The organism is Mycolicibacterium septicum DSM 44393 (genome assembly GCF_000455325.1).
Taxonomy (GTDB): domain Bacteria; phylum Actinomycetota; class Actinomycetes; order Mycobacteriales; family Mycobacteriaceae; genus Mycobacterium; species Mycobacterium septicum.
In genome coordinates this window covers 1681977-1695779 of record NZ_HG322951.1, presented here as the reverse complement: position 1 = coordinate 1695779, position 13803 = coordinate 1681977, and the positions used below count along the sequence as shown (strand labels likewise).

Annotated in this window: 11 protein-coding genes; 4 read left to right on the top strand and 7 right to left on the bottom strand. The window is 67.0% G+C overall.

Annotated elements, in window-relative coordinates:
* Positions 1-1057 (bottom strand): cytochrome P450 (locus TX88_RS07940; RefSeq protein WP_044515908.1); only part of this gene is annotated, 1057 nt, incomplete at its 3' end.
* A gap of 91 nt (positions 1058-1148) precedes the next feature.
* Complete coding sequence (locus tag TX88_RS07935; protein ID WP_044515907.1) at positions 1149-1361, bottom strand: hypothetical protein; 213 nt, start codon at positions 1359-1361, stop codon at positions 1149-1151.
* A gap of 236 nt (positions 1362-1597) precedes the next feature.
* Here TX88_RS07935 and TX88_RS07930 point away from each other — a divergent pair, with 236 nt between their 5' ends.
* Together TX88_RS07930 and TX88_RS07925 are read left to right on the top strand one after the other, a co-directional pair.
* The gene (locus tag TX88_RS07930; RefSeq protein ID WP_044515905.1) at positions 1598-2260 is read left to right on the top strand and encodes a sensor domain-containing protein; all 663 of its coding nucleotides are present in this window, start codon (positions 1598-1600) and stop codon (positions 2258-2260) included.
* Positions 2261-2361: 101 nt separating this feature from the next.
* Entirely contained in the window at positions 2362-3033 is a 672-nt protein-coding gene (locus TX88_RS07925; RefSeq protein ID WP_244438384.1) for a glycoside hydrolase family 25 domain-containing protein, read from the top strand.
* Positions 3034-3229: 196 nt separating this feature from the next.
* Here TX88_RS07925 and TX88_RS07920 read toward each other — a convergent pair whose 3' ends face one another.
* The 4 genes from TX88_RS07920 to TX88_RS07905 all read right to left on the bottom strand — a co-directional run bounded on the left by TX88_RS07920 (position 3230) and on the right by TX88_RS07905 (position 8133).
* Positions 3230-4333: a fatty acid desaturase family protein gene (locus tag TX88_RS07920; RefSeq protein ID WP_044519194.1), complete on the bottom strand. Its 1104-nt coding sequence runs from the start codon at positions 4331-4333 to the stop codon at positions 3230-3232.
* Positions 4334-4463: 130 nt separating this feature from the next.
* Positions 4464-5942, bottom strand: a complete 1479-nt coding sequence (locus tag TX88_RS07915; protein ID WP_044515904.1) for a glycoside hydrolase family 130 protein — start codon at positions 5940-5942, stop codon at positions 4464-4466.
* Entirely contained in the window at positions 5939-6916 is a 978-nt protein-coding gene (locus TX88_RS07910) for a hypothetical protein (protein WP_044519193.1), read from the bottom strand. Before TX88_RS07910 ends, TX88_RS07915 begins: the two co-directional genes overlap by 4 nt.
* Positions 6917-6954: 38 nt before the next feature.
* A complete protein-coding gene (locus tag TX88_RS07905; RefSeq protein WP_044515902.1) occupies positions 6955-8133 on the bottom strand; it encodes a glycosyltransferase in 1179 nt (392 codons plus the stop codon).
* Between the two features lie 485 nt (positions 8134-8618).
* Here TX88_RS07905 and TX88_RS07900 point away from each other — a divergent pair, with 485 nt between their 5' ends.
* Complete coding sequence (locus TX88_RS07900; protein WP_044515900.1) at positions 8619-9299, top strand: sensor domain-containing protein; 681 nt, start codon at positions 8619-8621, stop codon at positions 9297-9299.
* Positions 9300-9312: 13 nt separating this feature from the next.
* Here the strand turns inward: TX88_RS07900 and stpK7 are convergent, their stop codons facing one another.
* Positions 9313-11112, bottom strand: coding sequence for a serine/threonine protein kinase StpK7 (gene stpK7 / locus TX88_RS07895; protein WP_044515899.1), 1800 nt, complete (start codon positions 11110-11112; stop codon positions 9313-9315).
* Between the two features lie 246 nt (positions 11113-11358).
* Between stpK7 and TX88_RS07890 the strand changes: the two genes are divergently transcribed.
* Positions 11359-13734, top strand: a complete 2376-nt coding sequence (locus TX88_RS07890; RefSeq protein WP_044515897.1) for a lysylphosphatidylglycerol synthase transmembrane domain-containing protein — start codon at positions 11359-11361, stop codon at positions 13732-13734.
* Positions 13735-13803: the final 69 nt, after the last annotated feature.

Sequence of the window (13803 nt, the reverse complement as noted above, 5' to 3'; positions counted from 1 at the left end):
CGAACCGGTCGGCGTCGGGATAGATGTCGTCGCTCTCGTGGACCAGCCCGATGCCCGGCGCCACCATCACCCCGGCGGGCAGCCGGTGGCCGGCCAGCTCGACCGGCCGCTTGAGTACCCGGCCGACGTCGAACACCACCGGCCGGATCCGCAGCGTCTCCTTGGCCACGGCGTCGAGGTAGTCGTCGTCGCCGGCGCGCGCAGCCCGCACCGCCTTGTCCAGCACCGCGGGATGACGGGTCAAGCGCTCCAGCGCCCATGACAGTGCGGTCGCGGTCGTCTCATGCCCGGCGACGAGCAGCGTCATCAGCTGATCGCGCAGCTCACGGTCGGTCATGGTGTGCCCGCCCTCGTTGGCCGAACGGACCAGCATGGCCAGCACATCGGTGCGGGTCGCGACCTCCGGGTCGGCCCGCCGATCAGCGATCTCGGCGGACAGCAGCCGGTCGGCCTCCTCGACGTTGCGCTGCAGGGCCCGCCAGGGACGCCGGCGCTGCAGGTCGGGGCTGGCCAGGGCCAGCGTCTCCCACGGGCCGACGCTGAGCAGCCGCGGCATCACCGACCGCAAGGCGGCCAGCCGGGCCGGATCCGACGCCCCGATCACGGTCCGCAGGATCACCTCAAGGGTTATCTCGGCCATCTTCGGCGCGGCCGGGAAGGTGGTGCCCACCGGCCAGTCCGCGATGTTGGCGGCGGCGATCTCGGTCATGATCTCGGTCTGGCGGGCCACGGCGTCGCGGTGGAACGCCGGCAGCATCTGGCGGCGGCGCTCGTGGTGCTCATCCTCGTCGATCACCAGCACCGAGCTGTCCCCGAGCAGGGAACTCAGCACCGAATTCGCTTCCCCGGCATGGAAGATCGTCGGATCCCCGGCGAACACCACCTTGATGTCGGCGGGATCTGCCAGGTACACCATGGTGCCCATCGCCGGGACCCGCACCGTGAACACATCGCCGTAGCGGCGTCGGCAGGCCGACACGAATCGCGGCCAGTACCGCAACATCAACACGCCCTGCACCGACCGGGGCAACGGTGGCCCCGGAGGTAACCCCACCATTCCTCCACCCTACGAGCCGCAGAGCGCCGGTGGAGCGGAAGACGCCAGTGGCCCGGACGCTGGCTGCGTCCGGGCCCTGCCTCCCCCAGGCTTACTTGGCGTGGTTGCGCTGGTGGTGGTGATGGGTCGCGGACCCGGGCTGCGGCATGTTGTGCTGGTTCGGGAAGGCCTGGTGCGAGCTGACCGACGGGCCGGTGTTGGCGACGGAGGCGTCGGCGTGAGCGGTGGCGGCGCCCAGGGCGATCAACGCGGGGGCGGCGGAGAGGGTGAAACCGGCGGCGATGCGGCGAGTGATGGTGCTCATGTCGACTCCTTTGTCGGATAAGGCTTTTGGTGTTTTCTCCGGTGTGTTCCGGCGTTGAAATAAGAATGCGCCGATCCGGCCCGCGGCTGTATCGACCGACCGGCCTATCCACCGGACGAACCTCGTGTCCCCCGATCGGGGGAACGGACCAGATGTCACCCGCTGGTCACCGAAATGCCGTCTGACGCGACCCGCACACGCGGTTAGGATCAGCAAACAGATCCAAGGGGGTCCTGATGGGCATCGATCTCAAGGTGGCCGGCTCGGCGTTGTGCGCGGCCCTGCTCGCCGCCTGCACCCCCACCGTCCCCGATTCGGGCGGCCCACAGGTTGATGTCCTGGGCAGCATGATGGCCAGCGAGTCCGAGATCAACACCGTGATGCACGCCCAGGTCCGGCCGAAGACCGCGCTGCGCAGCCCGATGACCAATGCCAACTATGAGCCCATCTCCCGCCCAGAGTGCATCGTCGTCATCGGCAATGGGATGGAGTGGGTCTACCGCGACAGCGGCTACCGGGCTTTCCGTGAAACCCAGCTCGCCGACGACGCCGACGACGTCGAGGTCGACCAGGCGATCTCCCGATTCGACAACCCCAAAGTGGCTCAGGCCATGGTCGACCGCACCGTCGACATCTGGCGCCGCTGCGGCGACGACACCCTGACCTTCAGCTACAACGGCGGCGGGACGCAGGACGCCCGCCGGATGGGCGTCCCGACCGCGCTCGACGGTGTCGACATCACCAACGACGTACCGCTGGATGTCGCCGACCGCCTCACCCACCGCGCGATACTGGCCGTCGACAACTTCGTGGTCGACCTGCGGATCAGCGGTTACGACGTCACCGACCGGCAGACGGTCCAGCTGGCGAAGATCATCGCCGGACGCAATGCGCTCTGACCAACTACGCTGGTCAGGGGAGTGCGAGAACGACGACCATGGCCGGCCACGCTGTGAAACGAAGGATCCCAGGGCCGAGGACCCTGCGTTCCCGGTGGATCGTGCGCAGCGCAGCCGTCATCACCGACACGTTGTTCGCCGACGTCTCCGAGTGGCAACGCACGGTCGACGACAGCTATCCCTACCAGGTGCTGTCGATCCGGGTCAGTGACGGCACCTACCGGGATCGCAATTTCGCGGCCAACTACGCCTGGATGCGCGACGCGCTGGATACCGGGCGGCTGGTGTTCGGCATCGTCTACACCTATTGCCGGCCCAATTGGCAGGCCAACGCCGACACCGTGCGCTCGATGATCGAGGCCAACGGCGGCCTGCACCCCCGCGTCACGCTCATGCTCGACGTCGAACAGGGCGGCAACCCCCGCGGTGACGGGTCGGATTGGATCAACCGGCTGTACTGGAACCTGGCCGAGTACACCGGCACCCGGGCCCGCATCATCGGATACGGCAACGTCGGCGACCTGAACAACATGTGGCGCACCAAACCCACTGGCATCAGGCTCATCATCGCGGCCTACGGCAGCAATCCCGACTATCCCGGCAAGGTCGCCCACCAGTACACCGACGGAGGGGGGTTCAGCCCCGGATTGCCGCAGGGTGCACCACCTTTCGGCAACTGCGACATGAACTCCGCCGACGGTCTCAACCCCGCGCAATTCGCCTCGGCCTGCGGCATTTCCGCCCCATCGCCGAATGGCACTGAACGGGTCTGACCAGCGCTGCCTGAAACAGCAGAAACAGACTGCACCGCAAGGGATTACAACTGACTACCCGGCACCGTTGACACAGCTCCCATAACGGCGTGTACTGGGGGTACAGGGCGCGCCACCCGCTGATCGACAGCTTCTCCCTGTTCGACCACCAACGGCACAGGGACGTTGGAAGCAATGTTCCCTTCTGGGATCCCGGTCAGATGGGTGGCGCAGCTCGGAACAGTGATCGCCACCCCGCATTGGGCACGGCGAGTTTGAAGATCGTCCGCAGAGTCTGCAGATACTGCCGGGCCAGAGGTCCGCTGGTGTAGGGCAGGTTGTATTTCTCGCACACTTCGCGCACCTGCACGCTCACTTCTGCCAGACGGTTGCTGGGCAGGTCGGGGAACAGGTGGTGCTCGATCTGGTAGCACAGGTTTCCACTTGAAAAGGCCAGCACCGGACCGGCTTTGAAGTTCGCCGCACCCAGCATCTGCCGCAGGTACCACTCGCCGCGGCTCTCCTCCTGCAGCGTCTCCGGGTCGAACCGCTCCGCGCCGTCGGGGAAATGCCCGCAGAAGATGACCAGATAGGCCCACAGGTTGCGCAGCACGTTCGCGCCCAGATTCGCGCCAAGGGTCCGCTTCCAGCGCCGCCCGCTCAGCGCCGGCAGGACGATGAAGTCCTTGGTGAGCTGGCGGCCGATCTTGGCACGCAGCAGCTGCCGGGCGGCGTCCTTGCCGTCTTCTGTCTCCGCCCGGTCCCGGGCGGAGTAGAAGTCGTGCAGGGCGATTCCCCACTCAAAGATCATGGCCAACAAAATATTTCGCAACGGCTGCACGAGGTGCTGAGGTTCCCATTGCTGGTCACGGCTCATCCGCAGGATGCCGAAGCCGAGGTCGTCGTCCACGCCCAGCACGTTGCTGAACACGTGATGGTGGTAATTGTGCGAGTAGCGCCACTGCGCCGACGGGCCCACCATGTCCCACTCCCAGGTGGCGGAGTGGATCTCGGGATCGTTCATCCAGTCCCACTGGCCATGGCCGACGTTGTGCCCGATTTCCATGTTCTCAACGGATTTCGCGTAGGCCAGCGCAGCCGTGCCGGCCAGCAGGCCGGACTTCGACCGGGTGCCTGCGATCAGCAGCCGTGCGGCCACCTCCAGCGCCCGCTGGAACACGATGGTGCGCCGAATGTAGGCGGCGTCCCTCGCCCCCAGCGACTCCTCGATGTCGCTGCGGATGGTGTCGAGCTCGGCACCGATCGCGTCGATGTCCGCGCCGCTCAACTTGGCGTATGCCGCGATATCTCTGATTGTCAGAATTCCCGGTCCGTCTGTGTACGGCGGCATGGTCCGGGCCACCTGGGTGAAAGTGCTTTCAGCCTAGGTGGTGACAGGGATCCCTGCCACCACACCAGGTCGGGCACCGATGACCGGTGCCCATGCTTCGCTACGGGCGTAATGCGCCCAGCAGTTCAGGCAGGGGAACGGTGGCGATGCGGATTGCGGCGTCACCGACCCCGAACGGCAGTACCAAGGTGCCGGCGTGCACGAACGCGCCGCAGGAGTACACGACATTGGGCACGTAGCCGTCGCGTTCGTCGTCCGCCGCGCTCAGCAGGGGTTCGGCGAGCCGACCGAGAATCCGGGTCGGATCGTCCAGGTCGAGCAGGATGGCCCCGATCCGGTAGGTGCGCATCGGTCCGACGCCGTGAGTGAGCACCAGCCATCCATCCTCGGTCTCGATGGGTGGACCGCAGTTTCCCAGCTGAAGCGCTTCCCAGGGTTGCGTCGGCTGCTGGCACGGCGACGAGCTCGTCCATACCGCCGGGTGGTCCGAGTAGGCGATCGTGTTCGTTTCCCGGTCGGATCGCGACATGGCCGCGAATCGTCCACGGATCCGGCGCGGAAACAGGGCAAGTCCCTTGTTCGCGGCGGCCCGTCCGACCATCGGCACCGAGGTGAACGACCGGAAATCGGTGGTCGCGAGAAGCTGTTGGCTGATCTGCGAGCCGCTGTAGGCGGTGTAGGTCGCGTAGAACGTGACCGCACCGTCGTCGTCGACGAAACGCACGAAACGCGCATCCTCCATCCCGGCGGCCTCGGCGCTCGTAGCGGGCCACAGCACACGTTCGGAAAGTGCGGTATCACTCGAGAACTCGACCCCGTACGCGCGGTCCGCGATAGCGCGGATCGACGCGATCGTCGCCGGTGCATGCCGGCGCGTGCTGCGATGTCTTTGCAACTGCTCGAGCCGCTCATCCAGGTCGGCACGGGTGAACCGATCCCCGAGCGCATCGAGCACATAGTCGGACGCCTCGCCGCCACCGTGCAGCCAGGCCAATTCGCTGCGGAACACATCCGCTTCGTGCAGCGTCGGCACGGTTGCACCGACGGAGGCGAACGGTACCGGGTCGTCGACCACGGCGCGGCCGGCAGCATCGACAGTGCCGGTCCGGAAGCCGATCGACGACCGGTGCCCCTCGCCGATACCCCGCACACTCATCACGAATCGCACACTGCCCGTGGCGGTTCCGGACTGATCGGGATGCACGACGATGCTGGGGTTGCACAGTGCAGCACCCTCGATCGCGTATTCGTTGGTGAACACCGCGCCAAGCAGCAACATGCGAGGCTCGGACAGCTTCGACCCGGAAGCGAGCCGGTCAGCCAGTTCGGCGGCGTGGCGCCGAAATGTGTCGGTGAGTCCGCGGTGGCGATCACCGTATCTGAGAAGGACGTCGTCCAGCGCCGCCTGCACCTGAGTCTCGTCCAGATCCAGGATCCGCGTGAGAACCTTGCCCGCCCGGGATTCCTGATGTTCGAAACCCTCCTGGCCCGGCACGAACAGCTGCGTGATCACCCGCGAATGGTCAGCTCTCAACCACTGCGGACTGCGCGTGAGGGCTACCTGCCGGGTCGATGTCATGGGGTGGCATGGGAAAAGCGTTGCGCCTGAAGAAAAGTCGAGAGCGCCGCCAGTGTCGACTCGGCACCCTGGTTGCGGTTCACCCCGTCGGCGTGCAACCCGTCGAATCCGCCACCGGTCTCGGGGTCCCACATCAACTCGCCGACATCGTTGGCACCCTGGAACCAGGCGGCAGCGGCCCGCACGGTTTCTGGCCAGATGGCGCTCGGATCGACAGCAGCGGCGCGGGCACACGCGTCTGCCAGTGCGGCCACCTCGATCGGTTGCTGGTCGAATCCCGGCCGAGGGTCGTCGATGCCCCAGCCACCGGCGGGCGTGACCGACAGGTGATCGTCGGCGGTCTCGCGCTCGACCAGCCATGCCAGCAGGTCCAGGCCCCGGTTGTACAGCGCCGAGTCGTCGACCGCGACGCCCGCGGCAATCATGGCCTCGGCGAGAACCGCATTGGCGTAGGTGAGTCTCGGTTCGGGCCAGGGCCAGTCCGGGTTTCCGGTGGGTGCAGGGACACCGGCGACATAGTCGGTGATGAGTGAGTGGGCGGCGCTGTGCCCGGGGTGGGCGGAGAGCAGCTCAGCCGCTCCCAGAACGGCGAACGCCATCGCCCGTGGCCATATCGACCGCTGCTGTGCGGCGCGCTTGAACTGGCCGACAGCCATCTGGCGGACCATGCCGACATCACTGTGCGCAGCGGCGGTTCCCAAGCCCCACAGGCAGCGCCCCCAAGAGTCCTCCAGCGCCGGTTCGTCGACCCACGCGCCGGTACTGTCCATCCGGTTGTGGCAAGCGCCGGTGAGGGTCTGCGCCTCGTTGAGGAAGCGCATCGCCACCCCCGCGAGTCGGTTCAGGTCCCGGTCAGGACCGGGCGCACGGGTGGCGACGACCAGTACACGCGCCATATCGTCTGTGCAGTAACCATTTTCAGATCTCGGTTCAGCCAATCGGGCATGTTCGAAGGTTCCGCTGCCGTCTGTCATCCGCAGCAGGTGGTCGAACCTGGGAATCGGCAGTTCGGTCACCGGCGTTTCGACCGATCGGCCAGGATCTGGCGTGCCGCCGACTGGTACGCATTGGCGACGACGGACCACGACATCGTGGGCGCCAGCCGACGCGCCTCGGCGGCCATCGCGCCGGCGAGGCGCGGTTGGGTGAGCACGCTGCGCAAGGCGGATGTGAGCGCCTCCGGATTCCCATGCTCGACCGCGATGCCTGCCCCACTCCCGAGCAGCTCGACGGCATGCGGAAAGGCGGTGGCGACAACGGGCCGCCCATGTGCGACCGCGTCGACCAACACCCCGGAGGTGACCTGCTCGGTCGAGTCGTACGGCAGCACCACCACGGCCGCGGCCCGGAGCTGAGCGCTCAGCGACGACGCGTCGAGGTAGCCGGGGTCGAAGTGCACCGAGTCGGACAGGCCACTCGACCGTGCCTTCTCGATACAGAACTCACGGTATTCCTCGCCATCGGCGGCGAGCACCTTTGGGTGTGTCCGGCCGGCTACCAGGTACCGAGGTCGGCCGTTGAGCCGATGCAGGTCGCCCATCGAGTCGATGACCCGCTCGATACCCTTTCCTGGTCCGAGCAACCCCCAGGTCAAGAGGGTGGGCCTGCCGCCGCGCTTGGTCTGCACGGGTGCCGGGACCACCGCACCGTGCGGGATCGTGGTGACTTTGTGCCGGTCGACGTGGTACCCGAGACACAACCGCCGGTGGGCCGACTCAGACATCACGACGACCCGGTCCGCCAGCGCCGCCACCACCTCGAGTAGTGAACGCTGGTGGGGCGTCGGATCTTTGAGGACGGTGTGCACGACGACGATCGACGGGATGTCGAGGTCACCGATGATGTCGACAACCTCGTCACCGTCCAATCCCCCGTAGATGCCGTACTCGTGCTGGATGACGGCAATGTCGTTCTGATTGAGCAGATCCGAACTGGCCGCGAGCGATCCCGCGGATCCGTTGACCAGTTCTCCGACCACCCGACCGGCGCCAGATGGCGAACCATCGGAGACCCTGACGACACCCACTTCCGCACCGGTCGCGGACAAACCGCCGGCGAGCGCTGCACTGAAGGTCGCCAGACCGCATGGAGTCGGCGGATACGTGCTGAGCATGCCGACCCTGAGACGGTCGGGATCGACGCGCACCGCTGTAGGGCCGGCGGGCACATGCAGAACGGATGGTGCGGTCAAGATGAAACCGACATGATCTGGGCCCGACGGACTTCCACGGCGGTCAGGGCCGCGGTTGAAACTTGCGAATCGTCAGCACCTTTCGGCCCCGACGGTCCCATATCTGCGTGGTTGCCGATTACCCTCGGCTCGGTGATGTGCGTGATGACTGCCCTCGCTTCGGCTCACGGCCGACATCTCGGGCTACTCCGAGCACGTCAAGACCGACGTGAATGAACTGAACCGAATTTCGCTATACCGCAAGAAAACTGATTGCTTTCCGCTAGCGCTTGGATCGATTGTGCCTAGTGGCGGGATCCGGGCCAGAGCACCAGTCAACGCTGCACCATAGGCATTGTCAACTGCAGCGGGTCTGCCCTGCCCGCAAACCGGTACTCCCTGGTGCCGCTGTGACCCGTGTGATTGCAGATGTCCGCGCAAACGTCAGCGCTGCGCCCGACCCCACTGACCGATTACGATCAGCAAACAGGGATCAAGGGGGTCACATGGACGTGAAGCGGGCGGTTGTACCGGCCATCGCGGCCATCGCATTGGCAGGTTCGGCCCTCAGTGGCTGCGGCACCAAGCAAACCGAGGAGGACGCCGGCCCACAGGTCGATGTCCTCGGCAGCATGTTGGCCAGCGAATCAGAACTCAACACCATCCTGGCCACGACGGACCTGCATCCCAAGACCGCGCTGCGTCAGCCCGCCAGGCTCGACGCCGACGAGCACGCCTCGCGTCCGGTATGCCTGGCCGTGATCGGCAATGCCATGGACGAGGTGTACCGCGACAGCGGATTCCAGCAGTTCCGCGAGTCGCTGTTCGCCGACGAGACCAACGACCTCGAAGTCGACCAGGCCGTCACGGCGTTCGACACCCCCACGGCCGCAAAAACTCTCGTCACCCGCACGGTGGACACCTGGCGCCAGTGCGCCGGGGACAACCTGACGATCAGCTACGGCGGCAATCGCCGGCCCAGCGTCTTCGCGCTCGGCAATCCGAGCGTCGTCGACGACATCGACGTCACCAACGAGCAGTCACCGGCCAGCCCCCAGCAGGGCAGCCGCCGCGCGATCCTGGCCGTGGACAACGTCGTCGTCGATGTACGGATCACCGGCACCGACCTGACCGACGGCCAGGTGGTGCAGCTGGCCAAGGCGATCGCCGGCCGCAACGCGGTCTGAGACGCGAAAACCCTTACTGGAACGCCCCGTTGATCACCGATTGGGTGATCATGCCCTTCTCCACACCCCACATGGTGGCGATGGTGCGGTACTCGCCGGTGTTCATCACGTGCTCCAGCGCCAACCGCAGCGACTCACCCAGACCCGACCCCTTGGCGACCGGCCAACCGTAGGGCGCGGAGTCGAACACCTCACCGGCCGGCTCCAGCGCGCCGCCGCTGAGTTTGATCGCGAACCCCGTGACGGGTGAATCGGCGGTCATGGCATCGACCTCGCCGGCGATCAGCGCGGCCGTCACCTCGTCCTGATGGGTGCGGACCACTTTCTCGATGGGCGGCAGCCCGGCCGCCACGCAGGCGTCGGATTTGGCCGGGATCTCCTGGGTCTCCTGAATCGTGCTGTACGCCACGCCGATTCGCAGCCCGCACGGCGATCCGGGATCGGCCGATGTCCCGGCCCGCCGGGCCCAGAGCGTGCCCGCCTGGAAATAGGTGACGAAGTCGGCCTGCTGCTCGCGCTCGGCGGTGTCGGTGATCGAGGACATCCCGGCGTTGAAGTTGCCGTCCTGCACCGACGGCAGGATCCCCTCGAACCCGGTCTCACGGAAGTCGGGCACCAACCCCATGGTGCGGGTCACGGCCTTCATCAGATCGATGTCGAACCCGACGATCTCACCGCTGGAATTCTTGAACTCGTTGGGTGCGTAGGGCACATTGACGCCGATCACCAGACGCCCGGAGTCCCGGATCTCCGACGGCACCGTCCGCGCGATCGCGTCGACGGCACCCGTCGGCGCCTGCACGGGGCCGGACCCGGCTGAACCGACCGCATTGGCGACGCGATCCGAACCGTCGTCGCGCAGCTGCCACACCCCCACCGCGCCCAGCGCCGCCACCACCACCGTCGCGCCCGCGATCGCGGCCACCTTCTTGGACACCCGGACCCGGGTCGGAACGCGTTGCGCCGAATGCCTGCCTGACCGCCCGGTGTTGCGCACCGGCACCGCCAGAGCGACCCGCGCCGCCGCGGCCAGGGCACCGGCACTCTGATATCGCTTGGACGGCTTCTTCGCCATGCCCCTGGCAATCACCTCGTCGAACGCCGCCAGGCGCGGATCCTTGTCGGACGCGCGCGGCGCCGGGGACACCATGTGCCCGGCGATCTGCTGCTCGAGGCTGTCGGACGGATACGGCCGCTCCCCCGTCAGGCATTCGTAGAGCACGCACGCCAATGCGTAGATGTCCGAACGCGGATCGACCTTGCCCGCGTCGAACCGCTCCGGCGCCATGTAGGCCAGCGTCCCCAGGGTGCTGCCCGCAGTGGTCATGCCCGAGTCGCCCGCCGTGCGGGCCAGGCCGAAATCGATCAGGTACACGAAGTCGTTGTCGGCGATGAGGATGTTCGACGGCTTGACGTCGCGGTGGATCAGCCCGGCCGCATGCGCCCCGTCGAGCGCCTCGGCCACCTGCTCGACCATGCCGACCACGAAGGTCGGGTCCAACGGCTTGCCGGTCTTGGTGAGCATGGCGCCGAGGTTGCGTCCCTCGATCAGCCGCATGTCCAGATAGAGCCGGCCGTCGATCTCGCCGTAGCCGTGGATCGGCACCACATGCGGATTGCTCACCCCCGCCGCGGCGTGCGACTCCCGGCGGAACCGTTCCTGGAAGGTCGCGTCCTGCGCCAGGTGCGGCGGCAGAACCTTGAGCGCGACGATGCGATCGGTGTCGGAATCGTAGGCCTGGTAAACCTCGCCCATCCCGCCCCGACCGATCAGCTTTTGCAGCTGATAGTGCCCGAATGGGGTCGAATCCACCGTTCAACTCCTCCGGAGCGGCCAATTCGGCGTTGGCATTCGATCGAAGTTACATCACGTTTGCCGCATGCGTCGGTCCAGATCACATCGGGCTGGCAAAAATTGTCGCCCGCGGTGACAAATGAGACCGATGTGAATTCGTAACGGTCCAGATCCGCACCAAATGCCGATATCGGGTTCCGATCCCGCTACCTTGGTCGCGGGCTTTGATAGCGGGTCTCGATAACGGGGTGGGAAAGGGGGAACATGCGCGTTGACGGACGGGACATCACCGTCACCGGCAGTCTCCTGCAACCGCCGACCCGACGCACCAACGACATCCTGCGGCTGATTCTGGCCGCGATCTTCCTGGCCACCGTCATCACCAGCTCGCTGATCACCCGCTACGAGTGGGTGGCCCTGGAGAAGTCGATCTCCAGGATCGTCGGCGTGCTCACCCCGACCCAGTCCAATCTGGTCTACCTGGCCTACGGCATCGCGATCCTGGCGCTGCCGTTCGTGATCCTGGTCAGCCTGATCCTGGGGCGGCAGTGGAAACTGCTGGGCGCCTATGCGGCTGCGGCCCTGATCACCATGCTGTCGCTGTCGATCACCGCCAACGGCATCGCCGCCCCCAGATGGCATTTCGATCTCTCCGACCGGCTCAGCTCCCAGTTGTCGCAGTTCCTCGACGACCCGCGCTGGATCGGCATGCTCGCCGCGGTGCTCACCGTCTCCGGGCCGTGGCTGTCACGCCGGCTGCGCCGCTGGTGGTGGACGCTGCTGCTGGCGTTCGTCCCGATCCACCTGGTGGTCAGCGCCGTCGTGCCGGCCCGCTCGCTGCTGGGCCTGACCGCAGGCTGGTTCGTCGGCGCCCTGGTGGTGTGGCTCGTCGGCACCCCCGCCCTGGAAGTCCCGCTCGACGGCGCGGTGCGCGCGCTGGCCCGGCGCGGGTTCGTCGTCTCGGCGTTCAACGTGGTGCGCCCGGCCGGCGCCGGCCCGCTCACGCTGATCGCGCAGTCACCGGATCCCGACTCCAGCGCCGTCGTCGAGCTGTACGGCCCCAACCAGCAGAGCGGCGGCGCGGTGCGTCAGGTGTGGCGCAAAATGCGGCTGCGCTCCAATGAGACGGCGCCCCTGCAGACCTCGATGCGCCGCGCCGTCGAGCACCGGGCCTTGATGGCCATCGCGATCGGCGACCTCGGTCTGGCCAGCACATCGACCATGTCGGTGGCCGGCCTGGACCGCGGCTGGACGCTGTACGCGCACAACCGCAAACGCGGCGTCCCCCTGGACCAGAGCACCGAGGAGACCACCGTCGGCCGCGTCTGGAGTGCGCTGCGCATGCTGCACGACCACCAGATCTCCCACGGAGACCTGCGCAGCAAGGAGATCACCGTCGACGACGGCTCCGTGCTGTTCGGTGGATTCGGCAACGCCGAGTACGGCGCCACCGACGCTCAATTGCAGTCCGACATCGCGCAACTGCTCGTCACCACCTCAGCGTTGTACGACCCGAAAGCGGCGGTCACCGCGGCGATCGACGCGTTCGGCCGCGACACCGTGCTCACCGCGTCGCGCCGACTCACCAAGGCCGCGGTGCCATCCCGGGTGCGCGACGCCGTCCCCGACGCCAAAGCGGTGATGACCTCCGCGCGCGACGAGGTCAAGCGCCAGACCGGGGCCGACCAGATCCAGGCCGAGACCATCACCCGGTTCACCCGCACCCAGGTGATCCAGCTGGTGCTGCTGGTGGCCCTGGTCTACGTGGCCTACCCGTTCATCAGCACGGTGCCGACGTTCTTCTCCGAACTGCGCACCGTGGACTGGTCGTGGGCCCTGCTCGGGCTGACCGTCCCGGCGCTGACCTATGTCGGTGCGGCGGCCGCGCTGTGGGCGTGCGCCGACGGGCTGGTGAGTTTCCGCAACCTCTCGATCATGCAGGTGGCCAACACCTTTGCCGCGACCACCACGCCCGCGGGCGTGGGCGGCCTGGCCCTGAGCACCCGGTTCCTGCAGAAGGGCGGGCTGAGCACGGCACGCGCCACCGCAGCGGTGGCACTGCAACAGTCGGTGCAGGTGATCGTGCACGTGATCCTGCTGATCTTCTTCAGCACCATGGCCGGGGCCTCGGCCGACCTGTCGCACTTCGTCCCGAGCTCGACCGTCCTCTACCTGATCGCCGGGCTCGCGCTCGGGCTCATCGGGGCCTTCCTGGCGGTGCCCAAACTGCGGCGCTGGCTGTCGTCCTCGTTGCGTCCGAAGCTCAAAGAGGTCACCGACGACCTGGTCAAGCTGGCCCGCGAACCGCAACGGCTGGCACTGATCGTGCTGGGCGCCGCGGGCACGACCCTCGGTGCGGCCCTGGCGCTGTGGGCCAGCGTGGAGGCGTTCGGCGGAACCACCTCATTCATCACCGTCACCGTGGTGACCATGGTCGGCGGCACCCTGGCCTCTGCGGCGCCCACGCCCGGCGGTGTGGGCGCGGTCGAGGCCGCCCTGATCGGTGGTCTCGCGGCGTTCGGTGTGCCCGCCGGGATCGCGGTGCCCGCGGTACTGCTCTACCGGGTGCTGACCTGCTGGTTGCCGGTGTTCATCGGCTGGCCGGTGATGCGCTGGCTCACCAAGAACGACATGATCTGATTTCTGGGCTGATGATGTCGGGTCACGGCCCTGTGGCGAGTGTGTAGCTTGTCGAGGAAACATCCGTGG

What these genes read in the sequence shown, in the direction of transcription:
- TX88_RS07915 (WP_044515904.1), bottom strand. Translation starts at nt 5,942, where the DNA reads ATGACATCGACCCGGCAGGTAGCCCTCACGCGCAGTCCGCAGTGGTTG.
- TX88_RS07930 (WP_044515905.1), top strand. Translation starts at nt 1,598, where the DNA reads ATGGGCATCGATCTCAAGGTGGCCGGCTCGGCGTTGTGCGCGGCCCTG.
- TX88_RS07935 (WP_044515907.1), bottom strand. Translation starts at nt 1,361, where the DNA reads ATGAGCACCATCACTCGCCGCATCGCCGCCGGTTTCACCCTCTCCGCC.
- TX88_RS07910 (WP_044519193.1), bottom strand. Translation starts at nt 6,916, where the DNA reads ATGACAGACGGCAGCGGAACCTTCGAACATGCCCGATTGGCTGAACCG.
- TX88_RS07890 (WP_044515897.1), top strand. Translation starts at nt 11,359, where the DNA reads ATGCGCGTTGACGGACGGGACATCACCGTCACCGGCAGTCTCCTGCAA.
- TX88_RS07900 (WP_044515900.1), top strand. Translation starts at nt 8,619, where the DNA reads ATGGACGTGAAGCGGGCGGTTGTACCGGCCATCGCGGCCATCGCATTG.